The sequence below is a fragment of the Desulfotomaculum sp. genome, from assembly GCF_982386235.1.
On record NZ_CEVWQM010000001.1, the window covers coordinates 182,727 to 206,512 of the forward strand.

At 34.1% G+C, this 23,786-nt stretch carries 23 protein-coding genes; all 23 read left to right on the top strand.

The genetic code is table 11. From position 1 onward, the window contains the following. The first annotated feature begins 9 nt into the window (after window positions 1-9). Window positions 10-777 (top strand): DNA-methyltransferase, encoded by a 768-nt coding sequence (locus AC1U9Z_RS00910; RefSeq protein WP_479955270.1) that lies wholly within the window; start codon window positions 10-12, stop codon window positions 775-777. A gap of 18 nt (window positions 778-795) precedes the next feature. Next, a complete protein-coding gene (locus AC1U9Z_RS00915; protein ID WP_479955272.1) occupies window positions 796-1,884 on the top strand; it encodes a DNA cytosine methyltransferase in 1,089 nt (362 codons plus the stop codon). Window positions 1,885-2,531: 647 nt separating this feature from the next. Beyond that, on the top strand, window positions 2,532-2,810 hold the full coding sequence (locus AC1U9Z_RS00920) for a hypothetical protein (RefSeq protein ID WP_479955275.1): 279 nt from the start codon (window positions 2,532-2,534) through the stop codon (window positions 2,808-2,810). 67 nt (window positions 2,811-2,877) lie between these two features. Continuing rightward, the gene (locus AC1U9Z_RS00925) at window positions 2,878-6,111 is read left to right on the top strand and encodes a hypothetical protein (RefSeq protein WP_479955278.1); all 3,234 of its coding nucleotides are present in this window, start codon (window positions 2,878-2,880) and stop codon (window positions 6,109-6,111) included. A gap of 152 nt (window positions 6,112-6,263) precedes the next feature. Further along, entirely contained in the window at window positions 6,264-6,455 is a 192-nt protein-coding gene (locus tag AC1U9Z_RS00930; protein WP_479955280.1) for a DUF5659 domain-containing protein, read from the top strand. A gap of 29 nt (window positions 6,456-6,484) precedes the next feature. Continuing rightward, window positions 6,485-8,578 (top strand): hypothetical protein, encoded by a 2,094-nt coding sequence (locus tag AC1U9Z_RS00935; protein WP_479955281.1) that lies wholly within the window; start codon window positions 6,485-6,487, stop codon window positions 8,576-8,578. Window positions 8,579-9,050: 472 nt separating this feature from the next. Next, window positions 9,051-9,284, top strand: coding sequence for a hypothetical protein (locus AC1U9Z_RS00940; protein WP_479955284.1), 234 nt, complete (start codon window positions 9,051-9,053; stop codon window positions 9,282-9,284). A gap of 74 nt (window positions 9,285-9,358) precedes the next feature. Beyond that, on the top strand, window positions 9,359-9,769 hold the full coding sequence (locus AC1U9Z_RS00945; protein ID WP_479955286.1) for a hypothetical protein: 411 nt from the start codon (window positions 9,359-9,361) through the stop codon (window positions 9,767-9,769). 647 nt (window positions 9,770-10,416) lie between these two features. Further along, window positions 10,417-11,661, top strand: coding sequence for a site-specific DNA-methyltransferase (locus tag AC1U9Z_RS00950; protein WP_479955290.1), 1,245 nt, complete (start codon window positions 10,417-10,419; stop codon window positions 11,659-11,661). Between the two features lie 100 nt (window positions 11,662-11,761). Further along, entirely contained in the window at window positions 11,762-12,445 is a 684-nt protein-coding gene (locus tag AC1U9Z_RS00955) for a class I SAM-dependent methyltransferase (RefSeq protein WP_479955292.1), read from the top strand. 102 nt (window positions 12,446-12,547) lie between these two features. Beyond that, window positions 12,548-13,357, top strand: coding sequence for a virulence-related protein (locus AC1U9Z_RS00960; protein ID WP_479955294.1), 810 nt, complete (start codon window positions 12,548-12,550; stop codon window positions 13,355-13,357). Between the two features lie 210 nt (window positions 13,358-13,567). Further along, a complete protein-coding gene (locus tag AC1U9Z_RS00965) occupies window positions 13,568-14,425 on the top strand; it encodes a hypothetical protein (protein ID WP_479955296.1) in 858 nt (285 codons plus the stop codon). A 71-nt stretch (window positions 14,426-14,496) separates the two neighbouring features. Continuing rightward, window positions 14,497-15,081 (top strand): hypothetical protein, encoded by a 585-nt coding sequence (locus AC1U9Z_RS00970; RefSeq protein ID WP_479955298.1) that lies wholly within the window; start codon window positions 14,497-14,499, stop codon window positions 15,079-15,081. Between the two features lie 161 nt (window positions 15,082-15,242). Continuing rightward, window positions 15,243-16,091 carry a tyrosine-type recombinase/integrase gene (locus AC1U9Z_RS00975; RefSeq protein WP_479955300.1) on the top strand — a complete coding sequence of 283 codons (849 nt, stop codon included), beginning with the start codon at window positions 15,243-15,245 and terminating at the stop codon, window positions 16,089-16,091. Window positions 16,092-16,233: 142 nt separating this feature from the next. Continuing rightward, window positions 16,234-16,806 (top strand): DUF1643 domain-containing protein, encoded by a 573-nt coding sequence (locus AC1U9Z_RS00980; RefSeq protein WP_479955302.1) that lies wholly within the window; start codon window positions 16,234-16,236, stop codon window positions 16,804-16,806. Window positions 16,807-16,827: 21 nt separating this feature from the next. Next, window positions 16,828-18,435: a phage terminase large subunit gene (terL, locus tag AC1U9Z_RS00985; RefSeq protein ID WP_479955304.1), complete on the top strand. Its 1,608-nt coding sequence runs from the start codon at window positions 16,828-16,830 to the stop codon at window positions 18,433-18,435. Window positions 18,436-18,479: 44 nt separating this feature from the next. Then, window positions 18,480-19,496, top strand: coding sequence for a phospholipase D-like domain-containing protein (locus AC1U9Z_RS00990; RefSeq protein ID WP_479955306.1), 1,017 nt, complete (start codon window positions 18,480-18,482; stop codon window positions 19,494-19,496). A gap of 69 nt (window positions 19,497-19,565) precedes the next feature. Continuing rightward, the gene (locus AC1U9Z_RS00995) at window positions 19,566-20,876 is read left to right on the top strand and encodes a phage portal protein (protein WP_479955308.1); all 1,311 of its coding nucleotides are present in this window, start codon (window positions 19,566-19,568) and stop codon (window positions 20,874-20,876) included. A gap of 417 nt (window positions 20,877-21,293) precedes the next feature. Beyond that, window positions 21,294-21,872, top strand: coding sequence for a DUF4355 domain-containing protein (locus AC1U9Z_RS01000; protein WP_479955310.1), 579 nt, complete (start codon window positions 21,294-21,296; stop codon window positions 21,870-21,872). A gap of 21 nt (window positions 21,873-21,893) precedes the next feature. Beyond that, on the top strand, window positions 21,894-22,877 hold the full coding sequence (locus AC1U9Z_RS01005; RefSeq protein ID WP_479955312.1) for a major capsid protein: 984 nt from the start codon (window positions 21,894-21,896) through the stop codon (window positions 22,875-22,877). A 13-nt stretch (window positions 22,878-22,890) separates the two neighbouring features. Then, window positions 22,891-23,193, top strand: a complete 303-nt coding sequence (locus AC1U9Z_RS01010) for a hypothetical protein (RefSeq protein WP_479955314.1) — start codon at window positions 22,891-22,893, stop codon at window positions 23,191-23,193. Window positions 23,194-23,202: 9 nt separating this feature from the next. Next, the gene (locus AC1U9Z_RS01015) at window positions 23,203-23,517 is read left to right on the top strand and encodes a phage head-tail connector protein (protein WP_479955316.1); all 315 of its coding nucleotides are present in this window, start codon (window positions 23,203-23,205) and stop codon (window positions 23,515-23,517) included. Next, entirely contained in the window at window positions 23,510-23,785 is a 276-nt protein-coding gene (locus AC1U9Z_RS01020; protein WP_479955318.1) for a hypothetical protein, read from the top strand. Before AC1U9Z_RS01015 ends, AC1U9Z_RS01020 begins: the two co-directional genes overlap by 8 nt. Window position 23,786 lies beyond the last annotated feature (1 nt).

Genomic DNA, 23,786 nt, shown 5'->3' on the forward strand with positions numbered 1-23,786 from the left:
AAAATGGAGATGGCCAATTCAAAAATGCTGTTGTTTAAGGCAGACTGCTTAGAAGTTCTTGATAATATTCCGGAAAACAGTGTTGATCTTATAATAACTGATCCACCTTATAACTTAGCAAATTTTATGCGGGATAGGGATACTAATCTTAAACAGCTTAGAAAAAATTTTTTTGGAGCTGCTGGTTGGGATGATCTAGATTATGAACAATGGCAAACAAATATGGATGTCTTTTTTCATAAGGTTCATAAGGTTCTAAGAAAAGGAGGGTCAATGATTATGTTCATGGCCCTTATTAAAGTTGAATCAATAATCAAATTGGCAGAAAAACATAAGCTGTATTATAAAACTACTGGAATTTGGCATAAATTTAATCCAATGCCAAGAAATATGAATTTACACTTTATAAACTCAGTTGAAGGGTGGATTTATTTTACAAATGTTACCAAAACAGGGATCTTCAATAATCAAGGGAAGGCTATTCATGATTTTATTGAAAGTTCTTTAACACCGGGTTCCGAAAAAAAATATGGTGGGCATCCTACTCAAAAGCCTGAGAAAGTTTTGCAACACTTTGTTGAATTATTATCAAATGAAGGTGACACAATAATGGACCCCTTTATGGGAAGCGGGACAACTGGCGTTGTTGCAAAGAGGTTGGATAGAAGTTTTATCGGAGTAGAATTAGATGATAAATATTTTGATATTGCACTAAAACGAATTGGAGACGAGAAATCAGCTCAACAATATAAGTTTGAAATAATTAAGTGCAATTAATAGCGGAGGCAAGTTGGAATGTTGAGCGTAGTTGATTTATTTGCTGGAGTGGGTGGGCTTTCATATGGTTTTCAACAAGCGGGTTGCGATATCATTGTAGCTAATGAGATTGACCCGGATATTGCTTATGCTTACTCCCAAAACCATATAAATACAAAAATGATTAATGATGATATTATACAACTTGATGTAGGATCTATATTTAATAAATATAAAGATAAAATTGATATTGTAATTGGAGGGCCACCTTGCCAGGGTTTTTCTCAAAAAGGTTCTAGAAAAACTATTAATGATGAAAGAAACTACCTTTTCAGATACTTTTTTAAGGTTGTAGAATATTTAAAACCCATGTATTTTTTAATGGAGAATGTGCCTAATTTAATTACAACTGAAAATGGCTATTTTATTAAAGAAATTGAAAATATTTTTAACGAAATAGGATACCAAATAACCTATACAATATTAAATGCTGTGGATTTTGGGTTACCACAATATCGAAGAAGGGCATTCATCCTTGGTAAGTATAATAATACTCCACCAGATTTACCAATTGGTGATGAAGTTAGAACTACAGCTTATGATGCCTTAAGTGATCTGGAGTTTCTTAACTCTGGTGAAGGAGAGGAGGTACAGGAATATCGCAATCCACCATTAACAAATTATCAGAAAATAATGAGGAAGAATTCAGCAAAATTGTACAATCACGTTGCTACAAATCATTCAAAAGAAACGATTAAAAAATTAAAACTAATTCCTGTAGGCATGGGAAAAGAAGTATTACCACCCGAGCTACTAACAAAATCTATTTACAGTGGGACTTGGTCTAGAATTATTATTGATGAGCCAACAGTAACAATTACCACTAGGTTTGATACACCGTCATCTGGAAGATTTACTCATTATCATTTGGATAGATGTATTACAGTAAGAGAGGCAGCAAGATTACAATCTTTTCCAGATGATTTTATATTTTGGGGGCCAAAGTCATCTCAAATGAAACAAGTTGGTAATGCAGTACCTCCTTTGTTAGGGAAAGCTATTGCTGAGGTAATTATAAATGATTTTTTAAAGAAAATGACCAGCGATGATAAGTTTGACGTTAAATAGGTTTGCACTGTTCTTTTTAAATTAAAATTGAATGGACTCTTTTTACGTATACAATGATGTTAGAAATTAGCGAATACGCTTATATTTTAAAGAGCTGTGAAAAATTAAGTTAATGAAGTAAAATTTGGAAAACTCCTAGAAAGAAAAGAACAGTGTATAATCTTATGTGAACTGGCTATTGAATCTGATATTGACCCTGCATACATAAGCAAAATTGAAAAAGGAATACGTTATCCGCCAGATGAAGATAAGCTGTTGGAACTAGTAGTAGCTTAATAATAGTGTAATTTTTTTAGCCTGAAAGTGGTTCATAGAGATGAACCAATATACAAAATTGATTGTTGTGATATCCAAGATGGAATAGAGATTATTCTAGGAATAAAGTATAAGGTAAAGACTTGTTTGGTGGGGATTCTTCAAATAATATAAAAAAAGCTAATTTCCATCCAATAAACATCCATAGGATATACTTTCTAAAAGAACTGATTAAACAATTCAAAAAACAACTCTACTATTGTAAAATATAACTGGGGAATATTTCCTCAGTTTTTGTTTTTGTGGATTATACTATCGGTATAAGCCTTTGGAATAAAATAAAGACTATCAACTTATGATGTGAAACATGGGAGATTAAAGGAGTGGGTAAGATGCCAGGTAATGTAAGATGGAAAAAAGTTGAAGGTATGAAAATAGTTTGGGAGATAATAAAAAATGAGGTCATTGAAAAAACGGCAAAAGGTACTTCTGAACGAAAACAATTAATTGATAAGATTGCAATTCTTCTTTTGAATGACCCTGACTTTAAATCAAGAGCCCTTACTAACAATCCTATTGATACAATGAGCCAACATATACGAATGTGGATTAATTACTTAGAAAATAAGGAAGGCTCTAACCCCACACTTACTTATGAGGATGAGAGTTAAATTTTTGAAGACTACTTGAACTGAAGGCCAACCTTTCAGTTCTTTTGATATATGGGGGTCAACACATATGAAGGCCAAACAGATTAAAATGTGTAGCTTCGGAAGGTCAAGTATTTCAGAAGGGACAATATCCTCTGAAAACCTAGAAGAAAATGAAATAATGCTAACAGATAGCTTTCTCACGATTGCTCTTGAATGTTATAAAAACGAAGAAATACAAAATGGTCAACTAATAGATGAAATGATAAAAGTAATGTTACCCGGCTCCGAAAAAGAAGCCAAAGAAGAATGGGAAAATGGCTTAACCTTTAATAACAATAAGTACTTCGCTTGGTTTGCAACTACCGGAGGAATGAAAGCCGAGAGGAATTATGGCAAGTGCGAAACTATATTCATCCGAGAGGACTATAATAAATTCTCAGAAGAGTTTGAGGATTTAATAAGCCTGGGTAAATTTAAGGAGATAGAAGATAGTAAGGCCGAAATATGCATAAACAAGGATGTGTTAAGCAGACTTTCCCTTGGGACAAGCAATTGTTATATGGCAGGGGATATGCCGGACATTATTGTTTTACCTCAGCCCCAATTTCACATAATCAAAGATTACAAAACGGTGGAGAAGTTTACTGAGCAGGTAAAAGACAAAGAAGGCAACATGGTAGACCAAGTAAATTATAACTTGGTGGATTATCATTTCGACCAGGATATAGATGTTTTTGACGGAGGAGCCATTGCCACTCCCAAAGTTTTCAATCAGATTAGAAAAGAATTGAAACTGGACTATCCCGTTGAATTTGCAATCATTAGGGGCTATGGAATTGGCATAAAAGGCATGATTACCAAGTTTGATATTATCCATTTTTTAAATGTTTTCTGTAAAGGAGACACCGAATATTGCAAAAAGGTAGACGGCACATACTATCTGCTTGATATGTGGCAAGAGTGGCAACCAGTTACCGATAAAACAATACTTCTAAATGAGAGTATGGTTAAACTTGCCAAATATTATGACGACCAAAAAGGTGAGAGTTTCAGCACTTACAAAGAACGAATTGCTAATGTAGACCCTAAGTATAAAGATATCATCGGAAAACTGTATGTGACCAAGGTTAATAAAAAAGATGAGGATATTACCGATTATAGGAGATTAAATTACCAGTTGATAACTGCTCTTGCTTTAAGCAAAAAGGATTACTTTGAATTATTAAAAGAAGATGTTAGGGCTTACCGGAAAATACTGAAACCTTTTGAAAAGAACAGTGAAAAAGATGAATGGCTTATCAATATTGATACCATAAGGCTATTCTTTAAAAATATAGTTACTCATGATGACGAAGAAAGTGAAGAGTTTCAAGACGAATTAAAAAGTATCACCAGTAATGTGGTTAATAAAAGCGAGGAACTACTGAGCGTTTCTGAGGATTTTATCCATCTAAAATATGTTAAAAACAACTTAGCAAGGCTTATTGAAAAGAAATGCCGGGAACTTGCCTGTGGTAAAGTTACTGCAAAAGCCAAATATCAGTACATTGCAGTAGATCCGATTTCATATATGAATTTTGCTATGAAAAGAGAACAAGGTGAGAATGGGCTAAAAGCAGGAGAATTTTATAGTGCCGATTGCAATAATGGAGAAATTAGAACAATTGCCAGAAATCCACTATGTGCCTATAGTGAAGTACATAATGTCAATTTTGTAAGAAGTCCATTTCTGGATAATTACTTGAGTCCATGCCGTGAACTAATTTACTTTAATCAAAAAAGTGATATTTACCAATTAATGTCATCAGCAGATTCCGATGGAGATGCTTGTACTGTAGTTGACTCCGATATTATTAGGAATGCAGTAGTAACCCCTAAGGATGGTAAATATTTTATCAATAAAGACGATGGGCATAAAGAATTAATGCAATATACTCCAGAAAACAGATTTTTAGCAACCTATAGGGCTTCAGGAAACTTAATTGGCAGCATTGCATTAAAAAGTGCCAGCATAAACTCAAACAGCCAGGAAACGCTGGATTACTATGATACCGTCAACAAAAAATTTGTTATGTATTCTGAGATTGACGAAGTTGAAGATAAAGAAGCCTATGTTAAAGAAAAAAAAGAAAGCGGAGAATGGCTTACAGTCTATGAATCTAGTGATCAGCACAAGGAATATATCAGACAGCGATTTTTTGATAATGAGAAGGATATATACGTTGTCCTCTATAATGCTATGGTCAGCATTGATGCTCCCAAAACATTGTACTTTCCGAGCAAGGCCGATATGGAGATTATTAATAAGAAATATGGGAGGAAGGCTTGGTTCCTTCAATATAAAGAAAACAGAAATAATGTTGTGCGTGGGCAGTACACCTATACCTTTGGGCTTTTAGATAGCACTTCAAAAAAGTTAAAGGAAAAATTGTTGGATGTAATACATAAAACATATAAAAAGTTTGACAATAAAGCAGACCTTATTCAGAAGAAATTAATTAATGCTGATTATAAGGAAGAGGAATATACTGCTTGTTTTGAAGAGATAGAAGCATTATATAAAAATTACACTGATGAAAGACAGGCCATTAATAAAGAGTGTAGTAGAAGATGCAACAGGGAAAACAAGGACAGGGAGGACATGATTAATTCTTCTAACTGGAGCGATTGGGAAGAGGTTTTGCATAATGAAGCTATAGCATCCTTCAGGGCTGAGAAAATAAAAAAATATAAGGAAGTAGATACCAAATACAATCCACAAGCCGAGCAAATTCAAAATAAATATGATATAGCCACTATTGCCAACGCCATTGGCAATTTGAAGAATTGCACAGAGGATTTCATAATTAATCTTTTCTTCTCGGTGTTTTATTATCTTAACGAGAAGCTTTCACCTATAAGATATGTTTATAAAAAAGACCCAGAAGGAGATATTACTTACCTTCATGAAAAATACAAAAAGATTCCGGCTGATGCCATTGATAATAGGGATATAGTTAAAAACTTAAACCTTGAGGAGAAAAAACGCCTGAAGATTATAGATGTAAAGACTGATGTAAGAGCCAAAATTCTTGATAATGGAGTTGTCAATTTAATAAAAACCGAATTGAAGGAAAATGGCCAGGTAACTTTTGATGTTAAGGCAATTGATAATAAGCCTATTTTATTAAAAGATGGCAAAGAAATGCTGGAAGTATTTGATAAGTTCTATCAGATTAATGAATATAGCCTATTGAAATGTAGCAGTATTAAATTTGAAATATTAGTAAAAGTTGATAAGAAAAGTTTAGGATTAACTGCGACAGAAATAACTGTTTAATATTATTAACGTGGGCAAGCTTCTACTAGGTTCAAACATCGGCTACGGGCTAAAGCCCTTGCCTCGTTTTCACCAAGTAGAAGTCGTCCCGACCCACTTTTGTGGAATAATGTAAAAATTATTACTACAATTGATGGAGGTCAAAATTATTTATGGGAAATGAAACAATAGTAATTACGCAGGGAAGAATGGCTGGTTGGTTAATGTTTAACCGCTTTCATTGTCTAAATGTTAAGCCTGACCTAAAGGATTCTAGTAGGAAAATATTTATCTTTAAGGATTCTCCCAGACTGCGAGAAGTAATGGGTAAGTACAATTATTATAAAGACCATATAGGCATGTAGTAGAATGGGGCGCAAGACATATGGAGAGCATGAATATTAAGGAATTGGTTATCCCAATACCTGGCTATACAACTCATGTAAAAAATATCATAAATAACTTTAAGAACAGAATAGGAAAAGATATTACTAGAAGGCATGAAGAAAACTTAAAAAAACTTGCAAGCCTTTTATTAAATGATGTAAATGTTGACAAGCCAATTGTTGTCAATCTTGATATTGGCCAGGGTAAATCAACATTATTGCTGGAGTTTATAAAATATATTTACGAAATTGATAAAGATTTTTCAACAGTTATTGTTAAACGAACACTTCAAGAGGGAAGAGATTTCTGTATTGATGTTGGAGTAAAAGATTATGAATTGCCAAGAGTATTGATAGAATGGAGTGTCGACCCCAAAAAAGAGTTAGAAAAAATGTATTATGGGGATATGGAAAATTATAAAGACTTTGGAATTGCTGATGAGTTTCCACAAGAAGACCTTTTTATAGCTAGATTGCTTAGAGGGTTCAACTATAAAGATTGTGTTGAATATGAAGACCCCAATGAAAAGAAGGGTTTTATTGGTAAATTACCTGACCATTATAGAGAATATTCGCCAGTTTTATGTTTGAATTGCACAAGGACATGTGGCGCAAAATTAAGCAGGTGGACAGTTGCCAATCACCCGTCAATGGTTATAACTCATCAAAGATTGTTTCTAAGCAATGATCTAGAAAATATTGATAATACTATTTCCGGAAGAAAGGTTTTAATTATTGATGAAAAAATTGAAACCAAGGATATCGGAGATGTATTACTTGATCAATGGGAAGCTATTTTGACAAAAGTCGGAAAATCTAATTTAGCTGATGAAGTGAAAGAAGAATTTAAAAGAATTGGCTCATATCTAAGTCAATTACAGTATCCAGAACGTTCTGATGGATCAATTGTTAAGATACCACCACATAATCCTCAATTTAAGTTTAATCCTACAGTTTATGGGATTTTAATAGAAGATTATGAACATATAGAGTGCTTGGCGGCAGTAGAAAAATTTATAAACTATGGAGGTACAACTAGCCGGAATTGGCGAAAAGAAGATAAAAAGCAATTTACTTATATTAGGTATATCAACCTTGAAAATTATACAAAACACTTTGAGAAAACAATTATACTAGATGCTACAAGTGCTAGAAACGGAGAGGTGCTTGATGAGGATTATAAAAAAAGTAATGTTGTTTTTTTAGATGGTCTTAATGAAACAGCTAAAGGGAAAGTTAATTTATATCATAGTCCGCAAAAGACAGCTAAAAGCTCTTTGATTCTTAGCAAAAATACTAAATCCGACAAAGAAAAGAAGCAGTATAGAGTTTATAAAGGTAATAGAGAATTTTATTTAATGAATGTTAACCTGATTGCTCAAGAAATCCAGGATATAATTATTTCAACCAATGAAAAAACATTAATTATTTGCTTTAAGTCAATTATAGACAAATATGGGAATGAATTTAACTTGGAAGAGGATATTAATTATGTTTTGAGGTTTCTTAATTTAGATTCCAAGCTCTATACTATTAGGCATTTTGGTGCGGCCACTACAGGAGTTAATGATTTTAGGAAATATAAAAACATTGTATTTGTTGGGATGTTAAATAAAGGAAAACTTTATTATACTAATAAGACATTGGCCATAGGTAGTAGTAATTCAGAGATTACTGCACTTAGTGAATATACTATAGATTGTATTCAGCAAATTGGCAGGATTTGTGTAAGAGAAGGTGAGGAAGCAAATGTTTATATGTTATTTGAGGACAAGCTTGGATTAGTTAAAGAATTAGAAAAACATTTTGCTATAAAGAAAAGAGAGTGGATACCAAAATATTTTAATGGAATTAATAATGCCACTGTCTCTAAACAAGGTACTTGCTGGTTTGCCATAATAAATGAACTAAAGAAGATGAAAGCTGGAGATGAAATTAGTCTAAAGGATTTACAGGATGCTCTAGAATCTTGCTATAAACCAGATACAGTTTATCGAGAAATACAAAACATACAAGTTATAAATTTCATAGCAACAAATTCTATCATATATAATAAGGCCAAAAAGTTATTTAAGAAAAATTTACCAAAGGTTGATAAATAATAAATGCCTATCAAGCATTGTTTTATATGTGTTTAAGGCATATGGCATGGATAAGTTGTATTATTGATTAATACACTTTTTCCGATAGATTAGCCTTCAAGGTAGAAATTATAAGGATTTATAGGTGATTCTATAATTTGAAGTTTTGGTAAATTTTTGGGATACCCCATATTCCTTATTAATTATATAGAGAATAGTAGGTAGCCCAAGATTAGATTTATTGTTAAGGAAATAAAATGATAAGATGATTTAATTTGCGTCAGGGGGTTTGGGGGACGGGCGCAGGCTTGTTAGTTTGTGAGACTTCAGGCGAACAAACTGACAAGGATGGTTATAAGTCCCCCAATAAGAAACATATTAGCTAGTATTAGAAAGGTAAAAATGTTTAATGAAATTGTACTGTCTATTTCTATGAAATGGGCAGTTTTTATTTTGAAAAATTATTAACCAAAAATGAGAGGAGTAATAAATTATGTTATATACATACGAAAGATTATCAAAGTTCATGAAGGAGTTTATGATTAGGAAAGTAACAATAAGGGATGGTTACGAAATCTATTGTAAAAATGGAGAATTGTATACTATTAATGAACATGGTGAAAAGGATTATGAAAGTGTGAAGTTGCGCTATATGCTTAATCTTATGGATTTTGGAAATTACGAATTACAAATATTAAAAAACAAGTCAGCAATAAAGAAGGATTAATGTAGTAGCTGCAGAAATGGAAATTATTAGTCTGATTCCTAAAAAACAAAATCAATTGTTATGGATGGATAGTAATGAGAAAACTATTAGCATTTTTTATTCTTTTACTAATAGATCAGATAACCAGATGTCATTATCAAGATTCTGTGTGGTATGCAATAAATCCCGGTTTTTTTGACCAAAAATTACAGATAGTATATGGAACTATACTTGCCGGAGTTATGCTTCTAATCGGTTATAAATACAACAAGCTATACGGTGAACGAGTTTGGTTTAGTAATTTCTTAATCCTTATTCTGGCCTGTGGTAGCAGTACCATTTTAGATTTAGCAATATTCGGAGGGGGCAGAGACTTTATACCCATAGGGGATTATTACATAGCCAATCTTGGTGATATATATTTTGCTCTGGCTTTTGGGTGCTTGGCTATAGAGTTGATTACAAATAAAAGGGGTAGGCTGAGGGATTTTTGGATAAGCAAGTAAGGAGAACATTTACATAAAATAACATTTGAAAATCATTTTGGCCTGTTCCCAAACCTTAGGTAAAGTCTATGATAACAACAATATACCAAAATAAATTTCAGGTGATCATTTATAGTTGTTAATATCTATATCTTAAGTATTATGTTTCTTGTGCATCCTAATCAATTATGATACAATAAAATTAAGTGAGAGGTGGGCAAGACCTCTCAAGTGTGGCTAGGGCGTTTTCTCAGGACGCTCTTTTTATTTTCCCATTTTGGTTCTTATGTATAAATACATCAATTCACCGCATAGTGTGCCGAGAGCACCAAAAATAATAATATCCATATGCCGTCCACCTCCTTTCATGGACTTGTGAGAACAAAGAATTAGAAGAAGAACCTCTCACAAATACATAACTCTTGGTGGTACAGATGCTAACCACATAGATAGTATATCATAATCTTTAGTAATTTTATATAAATATAATTATTAAGTATTCATTTTATAAGACTTGCCTCATAGGTTTTTTTGTTTCCTAAAACAATCAAATTATTGCAAAACATTTATAAAGAAGCAGAATAATAATACTTGATAGAAATTTTACCAAACTGTGTACTCTGACGGAGTAGGCAGTTTTTTTATGCCATTTTTGAAAGGAGAATTATATGGAGTTTAAAAAGTTAAATATATCAGATTTAATTCCTGCTGAATATAATCCCCGTAAAGACTTAAAGCCTGGAGATGCGGAATTTGAAAAGATAAAGAACAGTATTACTGAGTTTGGCTATGTAGAGCCGATAATTGTAAATAGTGATATGACGATCTGCGGTGGCCATCAAAGGGCTAAGGTCTTGAAGGAGTTAGGCTATACCGAGGTTGATTGTATTGTCATTGATATCGATAAGACAAAGGAAAAAGCACTAAATGTGGCTTTAAATAAAATTTCCGGTGAGTGGGACTATGAATCCTTGGCAAAATTGCTGGATGATCTAAAACAGAAGGATTACAATGTAGAATTTACTGGCTTTGATTTTTCTGAAGCAGAGAAGCTATGGGATGAATTTATGCCAAAGGATGAAAATGATAGCTCCGAGGATGATGATTTTGAACCAGAACTACCAGATGAACCTATTACTCAAAAGGGTGATATTTGGATACTTGGTAAGCACCGGCTAATGTGCGGAGATAGTACGGATAAAAAGGATATGGCTATTTTAATGGATGGCAGAAAAGCTAGTTTAATTGTAACTGATCCTCCGTATAATGTGGACTATGTTGGCAAGACCAAAGATGCCTTAAAAATTGAAAATGATAAAATGGACAATGATAGCTTTTATAATTTTCTCTTTGATGCCTATTCCAGAATGTATGAGGAAAGTCAGGATGGAGCCAGCATTTATGTCTTTCATGCTGATTCAGAAGGATTAAATTTCAGAAAGGCTATGGTAGAATCTGGATTCAAATTATCCCAATGCTGTATCTGGGCAAAACAGGCTATGGTCATGGGTAGGCAGGATTATCAGTGGCAGCATGAACCTGTGCTAGTTGGTTGGAAACCTACTGGTAGCCATTATTGGAATAGCGATAGAAAGCAAACTACTCTCTGGCAGTTTGATCGACCTTTCAGAAATGAATTTCATCCAACAATGAAGCCAGTACCCCTTATTTGCTATCCAATTAAAAATTCTAGCAAGATTGGAGAATTGGTTCTCGATAGCTTTGGCGGTAGTGGTAGCACATTAATTGCTTGTCAGGAAACAGATAGAATTTGCTGCACAATGGAACTTGATCCAAAATATTGTGATGTTATTGTGAATAGGTACATTGATAAAGTCGGCAGTGATGCCGATGTTTTTGTTTTGAGGGATGGGGAAAGGATTAGGTATTCGGATTTAAAGCAGGAGCAGTAGTTATTGGAAAGTTTGACTAATTTTAAATGATATTCTTTTAATCAGATTGAATATTAAATTTGTTCCTGTTATTATTAGGAAAAAGTTGAAGAGGTGTTCTATGGATAGTAAATTCAGTGATGTAAAGGCTAAATTTAATGAAAATGCTAATCAATATGATAACCAAAGGAAAAAATTTATACCATGTTTTGAAGATTTTTATTCAATTGCAGTATCAATTGCCAAATCCAATTCTGAAAGTCCTAATATATTAGACATTGGAGCAGGAACAGGATTATTATCTTTTTATATCTCAGAGAAATATCCGAATGCAAACTTAACATTAATTGATATCTCAGAGAAAATGCTAGAAGTAGCAAAAGAAAGGTTTAAAGATAAACCCAATATTACTTATATAATTGATGACTATACCAAACATCAATTTAATCAAAAATATGATGTGATTGTTTCTTCACTTTCAATACATCATTTAACAGAGGAAGAGAAAAAGCAGCTATATAATAATATTTATTCAATCTTAAATGAAAATGGGGTTTTTATAAATGCAGACCAAGTTCTTGGCGGAACTCCCTTTATTGAATCCTTGTACAAAAGAGATTGGAAACATAAAGTTGAGAACAGCGGTTTATCAAAAGAAGAAATCCTTTCGGGTTATGAAAGGACAAAATTAGATAAAATGTCTACATTAGAAGATCAGGTTTGCTGGCTAAAAGAAGTAGGATTTTTAGACGTAGACTGCATTTACAAATATTTCAATTTTGTAGTTCTATTTGGAAGGAAATAATCATCATTACATTATCTAATCCCTTCATTTAACTTGATTTAATGTCCACACAGAGTGATTAATGTGATGGTACATCAATTCAAGGAATGGAGGGTTTTTATTATGGAGAGAAAACAAATTATAAAATTATTAGGCGAACATTTTGGAGTAGAGGCAAAGTACATGGGCGTGCCAAGTTTTGCTTATCAGATTGAAACAGTTGAGGGGACTTATACAGTTGACCGAGAAGGAAAGATTACAAATTCTGAAGGAAATGAAGTGGAACTTGAATCGTTACTGAATTCGGGGAATGAGCAGGAAATTATAGAGCCTACAGAAACTACAACTTTTGAAGTATCAGTTCCGATGGAAGGGCATACCGGAATTACATTGAGGAATCTGGTTAATATGATTTACAGCAAACAGGCACTTATAAAGAAATCATTAGGGCTTACAGTAAATATTGTTGAAGATGATTTTTGCACAGGTATTAATGAAGCCAAAATGGAAACCTTGGAGGATTTTAAAACAGCCATAGGGGGTATTGGAGAAGATCGTTGCCCAGGGGTTAAATTTGATTTTAACAATGGCACCATTACCTTTAAATTTTTCGAAGGCGAATTGAGTGCCGAAAAGGTAACGGCTTATACCCAGTTTGTAGCATTATTGAATCAGCAAGCTAAGGCTTTAAAACATGCTTCGGCTAAAGCCAAGGATACCGACAACGATAAGTTTACCTTCAGGCTGTTTTTAATCAGGCTTGGTATGGTGGGAAATGAATATAAGATGGCTAGGAAAGTATTGCTTGAAAGGTTGGAAGGTAATTCGGCGTTTAGAAGTGGGAAGAAACCGGAGAAGGTTGTTGAAGTTGTTGCTGAACTGGAGGGATCAGGTGATACATCTCAACAAGAGAGGATCTTAGAAACCAGTTAGATAATATACATAAAGATATAGAACAAGGGGCTTCGATTGAAGCTCTTTTTGTTGTATATTTAATTAATTGGAAAAAAGCTAAAATAAATCTATTTAAGTGGATATGTCAACATAGCCTAGTAATTGCCACTAGTGCTATTAATCAATTAGGTAGACTAGAAGGTATAACGTAAAATACTAATTTTATAGTAATTAGGGGAGATGAAATAATTGAAAAACTTGCTAAATGGACTACTTAATTATGGTCATAAGGAGAAAAGGTTAAGTTTCCTAACAGATGTTTATCATAATCGTGAAGATTATAGTGAACTACAGCAAAATCTAAACAAGTCTTTAGGGTTAACTGGTGATTACAGATTACAAGCTGATCATCTACCCACCTTTGGGCATGGAGGCTCCCCTTCTGATAAAATTATCATTGTTGGTGTAAATCCCGGTTATGATGAGGAAAACAATTATTATGAAAATAGTTACAAACTTAAGTCCGTGGATAATTATATTAGCTTTTTTGAAAATTTTTATGACGTATATCCTAATTGTGGGAGAAAAAAGACATCTCCTTGGTGGACAAAAACTGCAATAATTACAGAAATGTTTTCCTCTTTGAAGACAAAGAAGATTCAATGGGAGAAGAAACATGGCCAAGTAAACAAAGATAATATTTTTAAATTACATAAAGACATGGGGAAATTATATTGTATGGATTTAATCCCTTTTCATTCTAAAAAAGATGGGATGTCAAATAAAATATTATCAAATAAAATATTAAGAAAAATTGCTTTTTCATCATTAGAGGGACATGTTGCGGTAAGGCCGGTTTGTTTAGTATTTCTTAGTATTCCAGGTTTTGAGATTGCAAAGGCTATTTCAGAGGATAATTCCTGGACTGAGAAAAGTATTACTGGATCAAAGGGTAAATATTTTCGCTACGCATTTGGAAAATACAAGAGAATACCCATTATTGCTATTAGAAATCAAATACTTGTCCAATCCCTTATCAAATACGATGAATGGCTACCAATTGTTAAAAAAGATATTGATATGTATCTACCAACATTGGGTTCGTAGCCTTTAACCAATAAAGAATTAATTACAGAGCTGATAACAAAGCTCTTTTTCATTTAGGAGGTGAGGTGATTATGGGGTCAAGAAGTAAAAATAATACTAAGTGGTTAACCAATGTTTTTCCGAGATTGTCCGAGATTCGGGATTGGTGTATGCAGGGAAAAACCAATGAAGAAATGAGCCAACTATTAGGCATAAGTCCTGATACTTGGTACACATATTTAAAGGAACATAGTGAGCTAAATGACATAGTTACTGCGGGCAAGTCTGTTATGGATCATCGTGTAGAAAATGCACTTCTTAAAACTGCCCTTGGTTATGAATATGAAGAAATCAAAACTATTATTGAAGAAGATCAAAATGGCAAGAAACGTACCCGAATTGAAAAGGTCAAAAAATATATGCCACCTAACCCTACTGCTCAAGCGTTCTGGCTAAAGAACCGTAAAAAGGAAGAGTGGGGAGATAGGAAGGAAATTGTATTTGATACCAAGGCTCAGGAAGAAGAAAGGAAAAAGGTATTCCTTGAAATGATAAAGGATGAAGTTATTGACGCTGACTATTATATACTAGATGAAGGGATTGCCACTCTACCGGAGCTTGAAGTAATAGAGGAAGTTGAAGAAGGCTTTATCGCTAAAGATGTAATTGAAGAATAATCTTATGTCGTCAGTTTTTCTATAGATAAATGCCCAATATAAGGGCTAAATCTACCAATAATCACCCTAATTTAAATCCATAATTAGTCTTATGTCTCCAGTTGACTTAAGGCACTAAAGAGGTATCATGGACACACCAAATAAAGGAAGGGTGTGTTCATGTGCTTGATTTATCGGGCTTTGAGCTATATTTAAAGAGGGAAGAACGTAGTCAGAATACAATTAGCTGCTATATTAGGGACAGCAAGGCTTTCATAGGCTGGTACAGTACCAGGACAGACTGCGGATTTGATAAACTAATAGAACTGGATGCCATTGAATATAAAAAGGATCTGCTTAATTCAAGTAAATCAATAATTACCGCTAACCGGAAGATTGCCAGCATTAATGCCCTTTGTAAATGGCTCTATGAAACTGGCATAACTCCGATTGATATAAATATCAAAGCAATCAAGAATCGTGATTGCCGGCAATATAAAGGCTTAGATGAAAGGAATCTAAGGAAACTCAGGGCTGAGATACACCGGAACCGTAATCCCCTTCATATATGTATAATAGAAGTTTTGCTTGCTACAGGTCTTCGGGTCAGTGAGTTGTGTAATATAGGGCTTAGAGATATAAAAATATCAGAACGCAAAGGATCGTTAAGGGTAATTGGCAAAGGCAATGTTAACAGAACACTTCCATTAAATATGGATGCCAGAAAAGCAATTCAGGAATATTTGGCAGTAAGACCAGCAGATGACAGTGATTTGCTATTAATAGGCCAGCGTGGGGCATTAAAAAGGAATGCAATTAACCTGATCCTAGAAAAGTATGGGAAACGAGTGGCAGTTGAAGTAACTCCCCATAAAATTAGGCATTCACTTGGTTATAAGCTAGTCAAGAAGCATATTCCGATTACTACTATTCAGCAAATCCTTGGACATGATAACATTATGACCACTAATCTATATACCGTCACAACTGAGCAGGACAAGGTAGATGCATTGGAAGCCTTGGAGTGGTAAACAAGCCACTCTTTTTTAAGGCACCTTTTCCCAAGGGGAGGGGTGCTTCTATTTGTGGAAAATGGCCTGACAGCAAATGGTGCGAAAATTTTTGTGGTAATTTTTGACCTGAAATTATATAGTAGAATAGAGGTGGTTAAATATGGAACAAATATTTCACTACAAAGGTTTTGTGAAAAGGAATGAGATTATCTTTAAGGGAGATAAAGAAATAGAAAATGGCTTTAGATACCTTCTTAAAATACCTTTGAAAAATACTGGAGATCAAAAAGTTTTAGTGATAATGAAAAACCCGAGTAAAGCAAATGAGCATATTTCTGACCTTACGATTGATCGTGTTTTAACATTTTGTAATAATGAAGGTTACTCAGAAGTAAATATAATGAATTTATATTCTTATTACTCTACAGATTCTAACAAAATTGCAGAACTTTTAAAGGACGGTCAAGAAGACATAGCTGTTGGAATTGACAACGATAATATCATGAAAAATCTGGTGCAAGAGGTAGATGATGTTATCGTTGCTTGGGGGAGTAACACATTTGGCCTGACAAGGCAATATAAAAACAGGATAAAGCAGGTTATAAATATTATCAAAGACAAGAACCTTTATTATGTAGAAAAAAATCATGGTAATGGGTGGTATCCAAGACATGCACAAGTTTGGAGCGTAAAGAGTGGGATAAAAAAATATTCTTGGAGTCTGCCAAGGTAAATTTAAATTAAAGGAGTTTTTATGCAACAATCACAACAACCAGACCACCATCGCCAAAACCTCCTGCTAATAGAATACATGAACAAATATTTCTCCCCGAACAAGATAGAAGAACTTGTAGGGGAATTTTCTTTTTCAGAGCTTCGCAGGCTACTTGGGGAGATGGATATAGAATTTTTTGCCCTATGTTACTTCCCTAAATACTTTGACCGTAAGTTTGGGAAGTTTCACAAAGAGCTATTTCAGGAACTAAAATATATGTTAGATAACAAAGGGTTGATTGAGGCTTTTGGTTTGCCCAGGGAACATGGCAAAAGCACGATCAACTCTTTTTTATTTCCGCTGTATTCAACGCTTTATAATAAATCACAGTTCACTTTAATTATTTCGGCAACGGAGCAAATTGCCTTACCATTCCTGGATATGATCAAGGATGAACTTGAAAACAATCCATTATTAATAGAAGACTTCGGAATCTATAAAGGAAACAGATGGAACAATAATGAAATTTGGATAAGGGGTAGGGGTGGACTAGATGCCTGCATAATGATTCGTGGAATAGACGGTTCACTTAGAGGAATACATTTCAAGCAACATAGGCCACAACTTGTATTATTAGATGACCTACTTAAAGATGATACTGCTAAATCTGATTCTAAACGTGAGCAGGTTAAAAATACATTTACCGATGTTGTAATTCCAATCGGAACCAGGAACACCAATATATTAATCTGTGGAACCGTTCTCCACGAAGAAGATTTGATGGCTGAATTACTGAAGGGAAAAATTCCTGGAGTAAGAAGTATTAAAAAATCAGCAGTAATAAGTTTTGCCGAGAGAGATGACCTTTGGAGTGAATGGGAAGCAAAATATAATAATCTTCAGGACTTGGATAGGATAGAAACTGCCAAGTCCTTTTTTTATGCCCATGAAGAAGAAATGCTGGAAGGCACAGAAATATTGTGGTCAGAGTATCTGGATTACTATTATTTAATGTGCAAGAAACAGGCTATGGGAGATAAATCATTCTATAAAGAAATGCAGAATGATCCACGCAGCACCGATGATTATATTTTTCAGGATATTCAATATTGGGACAGGCTTCCTGACTTTGAGGATATGGAAATTGTCCTCTATATTGATCCGGCAATAAAAGCAGGAAAGAGAAATGATTATTCTGCTATAACAGTTTTAGGAAAGCACTTAAAGACAAAGCAGAAGTATGTAATTGATGGCAGTATCTTTAAATTGCTACCGGATGATTTATTTCAAGTTGCCATTGAAAAATTACAGCAATATCCCATTGGCAAAATTGGCTTTGAAACTACTCAAGCCCAAAGTTACATGAAGCAAAAATTTGAAGAGTCGCTCTGGGCAAATAAAATTTATACCCCTGTTGACGAGGTAATAAGTAAAGGTCAGAAACACGAAAGAATTATTTCCCTTGAGCCAGAGATAAAGAAGGGACACATCCTATTCAATTCTTCCAATATTAGGTATAATAATCAGGTAAAGGATTACAACAAGTCAGCTAAGTTTGATGATGCCCCGGATAGTTTGTATGGGGCTGTGCAACTGGTTGAAGGGGTTAAGAGTCTGAAGTTTTATGATAGGAGTTTGTTGTTTTAAATTATTAAGTGTTAATCCAAAGCTACATATTGGATGTGAAGTGTATGAGGATATTAAAAGGATCAACAGAAATTCAAGAAGCCTTAAGCGTAGTGGTACAACCAACAAAAGTAGCGGTAGCTTATATTGGTAAGGATTACCACTCTTTTATCCAACCAGAAACTTTAAAATCAATAGTGGTTTCCCCTACCTTTGGAAGTAATCCAGAGGCTATTGGAAATTTGGTAGAAAAGATTGGTTGGAATAAGATTTTCTTTTTGGATAGATTGCACTCAAAAGTTTATATAGGAAAAAAAGCTGCTATTATTGCCAGCTCTAATTTGTCTAAAAATGGTCTTGGAAACTTAGAAGATTCCCCGCTTTTAGAAACCGGAGTATTAATTGACGATAAATTGCTTTTAAAAGATGTTAATGGTCATTACGAGGATATTTTAAATTATGCTAAAGAATCATATCCTTCAGATGAATTAAAGATGAATCAGCTTCAGAAGTTGCACTCTTTCCAAAGAAAAGCTATAGTAAATGATTTTGTAGATTCTAATGTGGAGAAGAAAGTACACCATTTTAATGGATATAGTATTCATGAACATGGTAAATTCCATATTCTGGGCTATACAGTAACTAGTAATGATGCTATAAATATGGAAAAAGTCAACAAAAAGCTATCAAATGAGATAGATAATGTGATTGAACTAGATGATATAGATTGGGTACTTGTTAAAAATGAGGATATCATAAAAGAAAATGATTGGTTACTAATATGGAAAAAAAGAAAAGATAACAACTATAATAAAACTTCGAAACCTAGTTGGTTCTATGTTCATAAAATAGTAAAGGGAGGTTCAAATTTAAACGATCTTCCTAATGCTATAATAAGAGTACTAAATAAAAAGACTCCAAGCCACCCTTTTGAAATAGACGATAATTTTTGTAAGGCTTTTTGTAATACAATTGATAGAGAAGAGTTTTCAGATATGAGGGAGAGTGTCTACCTACAAGAAATAGGGCAACTATTTGAGCAGTTCACTGTAGAACTCAAAAAAGAATACAAGAATGGATAAATAAAAGACAAGCTAAATAGAGCAAAAATAAAATTTTTGCCTGTACCTATTAAGGTATGGGTTATTTTTATGCCAATTGAAAGGATGGTTAATGTGGAAATAAATGAAAATCTCATACAAGAATGCCTTAATGAGCTAGATAAAAACTCTCTGGCAAAAAAACAATATAAAGACTACTATGAAGGAAAACATTCAATTCTCAAAAATTATCAAATGCAGGATAGTCGGAGTAATATGAAGCTAGTATTTAACTATCCCAGGAAGTTTGTGGACAATGAAACAGGCTATATGCTTGGTAAACCAGTTAACTACGTTTCCAAAACAGATGATGCGGAAATCATAGATAAGATTGACAGGAACATGAACCACTGGGATAAAGAGCATAATATCAATTTGCGGAAGCAATCAGAAATTTATGGAGAAACCTATGAATTAAACTATATCAATTCTGACGGAGAATTTTCGGCAACTATCCTAACACCTTTGAATGCATTTGTTCTGGAAGATGGAACAGCCGAAAGGAATGTGGTACTGGCCTTACACCAGTTTACTAAAAAGTTTGATGATAGAAAGTACCTTGATGTTTATACTGATACAGAAATCCTTCATTATGAATTAGGAACTGGAAAATCCAAACTTAATTTTATAGGTAGGCATTATCACATCTTTGGCAGAGTACCTATCATTACTTGTCTTGCCAATACAGAAAGGAAAAGTGGATTTCAGGATGTAATATCCTTGTTTGATGCCTATAATGCTTTGAACTCAGATCTAGTGAATGAAATTGCTGATCACCGGAATGCCTATCTAGTCATAGAAAATGCCAAACTTGAAGAACAGGATTTAGCCAACATGAAGAGTATGGGTATTATCCAAGTACCCAATCAGGCCAAGGTATATTGGCTTACCAAGGAAATTAATGATTCCTTTGTAAAGAATGAGTTAGATAATATTGAAAGAAAAATATATGACCTTATGGATGAAGTGAATTTTAATGAGACTTGGTCATCCAATACCTCATCATTGGCATTAAGAAATAAGCTTTTGAACCTTGAAAATAGGGTAGCTATGAGGGAAGCATTAATGGAAAAGGTAATCAAACAAAGGCTGAAAAACCTCTTTATTTTTTTGTCCAAAAGAGAAGGCAAATCTTATGATTACCGAGATATTGCAGTTAAGTTTACCAGGAATTTGCCTACGGATTTAGTAGGCTTGGCAGATGTGATTGTTAAGCTGAAGGAAGTATGTTCTCAGGAAACATTACTGGCCTTATTGCCATTTGTGGAGAACCCAAAATTAGAGGTACAGAAGTTCAAGTCTGGAATTAATGATATTTCGGAAACAAATAACTCAAAAAATCTGGGCGAAATAGTGGTCTAAATTTGGTTAGGTCACATTATACCACCCATTGAATTTGAACGGCTTATATGGCAAATTTAAAGATTTATAGAAATGCCTCTTTCCCTTGTAAATTAAGGGCTAAGGGGCATTTTTTTATGCAATTAATTTGCCCGTTTTTATAGGGGATTGGAGGTGGAATTTGTGTGGCAAGAATTAATGATTCTATAAAACAGAATATGGGTTTTTGGCTAACCGATGCCGGAGAAATTCAATATCATCCAAAATGTGCCAGATGTAAGCATCAATGCAAGCAGTCTTTCAGATGTACTAAAGTCATCTGCCCAAAGTATGAACGAAGATAATCCTGTCCTGAGTAAGACATTAAACTGCTCAAATTTAATTTATAGCGTTTCTGGTTCATAGAGTCAGAAGGGCAAATGAAAGGAGAAGTCTATTATGACATTAGAAGAATTGAAAAAGTATATTGAGGAAAACAAAGGAAATGGTGAGGTACAGGCATATCTTCAGGGTTTATTAAGCGTTGAAGGTGTGCAAAAGTATTTAACCGAAAATGAGGATGGCAAACGTTGGATGGACAGTGAAAAGGATAAGCACTTAGATAAGGGCTTAAAAACATGGCAAGACAACCATCTGCAAAAAGAAATTGATAAGAAAATCAAGGAGCTATATCCCGAAGAAACTGATGAGAAAAAACAGCTTAGAGAACTGAATGCCAAAATTGAAAAGATGGAGCTAGAAAAACAACGCGAGATATTGAAAAATAAGGCTTTAACCATAGCTTCTGAAAAGAAACTTCCTATTAATAAGCTGGTTGACCTATTTATTGCTGGAGATGAAGAAACAACCTTATCTAATATCAGCAAATTTGAAGAAGTATTCGGTTCTTCTGTACAGGCTGCTGTAGAAGAAAGGCTTAAGGGGGATGGCTATACTCCACCCAATAACGGCGGTAGTTCACAACCTAAAGATTTAAATGGTGCTTTAAAAGATTACTATGCAAACCAAAATAAATAAATTTGAGAGGAGAATGATATTATGTCAGTAACATTAGAACAAGCCAAATTAAATACACAGGATGCAATTCAAGCAGGGGTGATTGATGAATTCAGAAAGAGTTCATACATATTGGATAATATTATATTTGATGATGCGGTAACTCCAGGAACTAACGGTGTCACCCTTACATATGGATATACCCGGCTTATTACTCAGCCAACAGCGGCATTCAGAGCAATTAATAGTGAATATACTGCTCAAGAAGTTACCAAGGACAGATACACTGTAGAATTAAAACCCTTTGGTGGTTCCTTCCAGATTGACAGAGTAATTGCCAGCACAGGTGGATTGATTGATGAAGTAAATCTTCAAGTACAGCAAAAGGTTAAAGCAGCCAGGGCATTATTCCATGACACAATTATTAACGGAGATTCTGCTGTTGACGCTAATTCCTTTGATGGATTAAATAAAGCAATAACAGGTTCTAGTACAGAGTTTAATGCTAATGCATTGATTGATTTGTCAACTTCGGCAGCAGTAGATACAAATTATAAAGAGTTCCTAGATTTATTGGATGAGTTTCTTTCTAACCTTGATGGAAAGCCAACTTTCCTTGGTGGGAACTCCAAACTAATCACTAAAATTAAAGCGGTAGCTAGAAGGGCAGGATATTTAACTCAAAGTGAAGATGCTTTTGGTAGAAAGGTAGACAATTATGATGGTATTGTTCTTGTTGACCTTGGAGCAAAAGTAGCAAGTAACGATCCGGTAATTTCTATTGTAAATACCAGAAAGCCAAATGGCACAGATATAGTAACAGGTCTTACTGACCTTTATGCAGCGAGACTTTCATTAGATGGTTTTCATGGTGTATCCCTTGCCAATCAAGATTTAGTTAAAATATGGCTTCCTGATTTCACTACAGCCGGAGCTGTGAAGAACGGTGAAGTGGAAATGGTTGCTGCTGTGGCACTTAAAGCAACTAAGAGTGCCGGAGTATTTAGAAATATTAAAGTAGCTTAATGGAGGAAAAAATATGGCAAAGATATACTGCAATAATAAGCAATACAATGGTATATCTGCCAGTGTAAACTTTGTTAATGGGGTAGGGGTCACTGATGATCCCTACCTCGTTTTATGGTTTGCAGAACATGGCTATACCGTTGATGAAGAAAAAAGGGAACTAGTGATTTATGATGATATGGGTTATAAGGAGCTTACTGACCTGGCTAAGGAAAGGGGGTTTAATGGTATCGGAATGAAAAAGGAAGGGTTAATCAAAGCATTAATAGCATGGGATAAGGAAAATGAAGATCAACCAGAAATTGAAGAAGAGTAGGTGATATTTTTGACCATCTTAGAAATTGTAAAAATGCTACTTGGTATAGATGCCAGTGACATATCAAAAGACAATATTCTTACCCACTTTATTAAGAAAGCGAGGGACATAGCTCTTGGTTACTGTAATATTGCGGAACTGCCTGAATCATATAATGATGTACTGGCTGATTTTACCATATACCTATATAAAAACAGAGATATTGAGGGTCTTGCCAGTAAAACCGAAGGAGAAAGAAGTGTAAAACTCAGCCAAGGAATACCGGATTCTATTAGACTGGCCTTACCCCTTCCTAAAATTAAGGTAGGGTGCAGTGATGTTTAGAGATACTGAAGTCAAAGTCTATTCGGATAATAATTTTTCTTCCTATTTAAATATAACCTATGCAGATGTCCAACCTTACTCAAAAAGCATTACCTTTGAGGATGGCTTCCAGATTGATATTACTAAGAGAATGTTTTGTGAAAGGGATGCATCAGTAACCCAGGAGAGCTACTTGGAAATTGATAGTAAAAAGTTTAAGGTTATGGAAATTAAAGAATGGGATGATTACTTGGAAGTTTACCTGTATGAGTTGGTTAGGCAGGTGTAGC

Bases quoted from the DNA above. Each gene is read 5' to 3' on its own strand.
- AC1U9Z_RS01010 (WP_479955314.1), top strand. From the start codon at position 22,891: ATGGCAAAGATATACTGCAATAATAAGCAATACAATGGTATATCTGCC.
- AC1U9Z_RS00980 (WP_479955302.1), top strand. From the start codon at position 16,234: ATGGAACAAATATTTCACTACAAAGGTTTTGTGAAAAGGAATGAGATT.
- AC1U9Z_RS00940 (WP_479955284.1), top strand. From the start codon at position 9,051: ATGTTATATACATACGAAAGATTATCAAAGTTCATGAAGGAGTTTATG.
- AC1U9Z_RS01020 (WP_479955318.1), top strand. From the start codon at position 23,510: ATGTTTAGAGATACTGAAGTCAAAGTCTATTCGGATAATAATTTTTCT.
- AC1U9Z_RS01005 (WP_479955312.1), top strand. From the start codon at position 21,894: ATGTCAGTAACATTAGAACAAGCCAAATTAAATACACAGGATGCAATT.
- terL (WP_479955304.1), top strand. From the start codon at position 16,828: ATGCAACAATCACAACAACCAGACCACCATCGCCAAAACCTCCTGCTA.
- AC1U9Z_RS00990 (WP_479955306.1), top strand. From the start codon at position 18,480: ATGAGGATATTAAAAGGATCAACAGAAATTCAAGAAGCCTTAAGCGTA.
- AC1U9Z_RS00920 (WP_479955275.1), top strand. From the start codon at position 2,532: ATGCCAGGTAATGTAAGATGGAAAAAAGTTGAAGGTATGAAAATAGTT.
- AC1U9Z_RS00950 (WP_479955290.1), top strand. From the start codon at position 10,417: ATGGAGTTTAAAAAGTTAAATATATCAGATTTAATTCCTGCTGAATAT.
- AC1U9Z_RS00955 (WP_479955292.1), top strand. From the start codon at position 11,762: ATGGATAGTAAATTCAGTGATGTAAAGGCTAAATTTAATGAAAATGCT.
- AC1U9Z_RS00970 (WP_479955298.1), top strand. From the start codon at position 14,497: ATGGGGTCAAGAAGTAAAAATAATACTAAGTGGTTAACCAATGTTTTT.
- AC1U9Z_RS00910 (WP_479955270.1), top strand. From the start codon at position 10: ATGGCCAATTCAAAAATGCTGTTGTTTAAGGCAGACTGCTTAGAAGTT.
- AC1U9Z_RS01000 (WP_479955310.1), top strand. From the start codon at position 21,294: ATGACATTAGAAGAATTGAAAAAGTATATTGAGGAAAACAAAGGAAAT.
- AC1U9Z_RS00995 (WP_479955308.1), top strand. From the start codon at position 19,566: ATGCCAATTGAAAGGATGGTTAATGTGGAAATAAATGAAAATCTCATA.
- AC1U9Z_RS00945 (WP_479955286.1), top strand. From the start codon at position 9,359: ATGAGAAAACTATTAGCATTTTTTATTCTTTTACTAATAGATCAGATA.
- AC1U9Z_RS00935 (WP_479955281.1), top strand. From the start codon at position 6,485: ATGAATATTAAGGAATTGGTTATCCCAATACCTGGCTATACAACTCAT.
- AC1U9Z_RS00915 (WP_479955272.1), top strand. From the start codon at position 796: ATGTTGAGCGTAGTTGATTTATTTGCTGGAGTGGGTGGGCTTTCATAT.
- AC1U9Z_RS00925 (WP_479955278.1), top strand. From the start codon at position 2,878: ATGAAGGCCAAACAGATTAAAATGTGTAGCTTCGGAAGGTCAAGTATT.
- AC1U9Z_RS00930 (WP_479955280.1), top strand. From the start codon at position 6,264: ATGGGAAATGAAACAATAGTAATTACGCAGGGAAGAATGGCTGGTTGG.
- AC1U9Z_RS00960 (WP_479955294.1), top strand. From the start codon at position 12,548: ATGGAGAGAAAACAAATTATAAAATTATTAGGCGAACATTTTGGAGTA.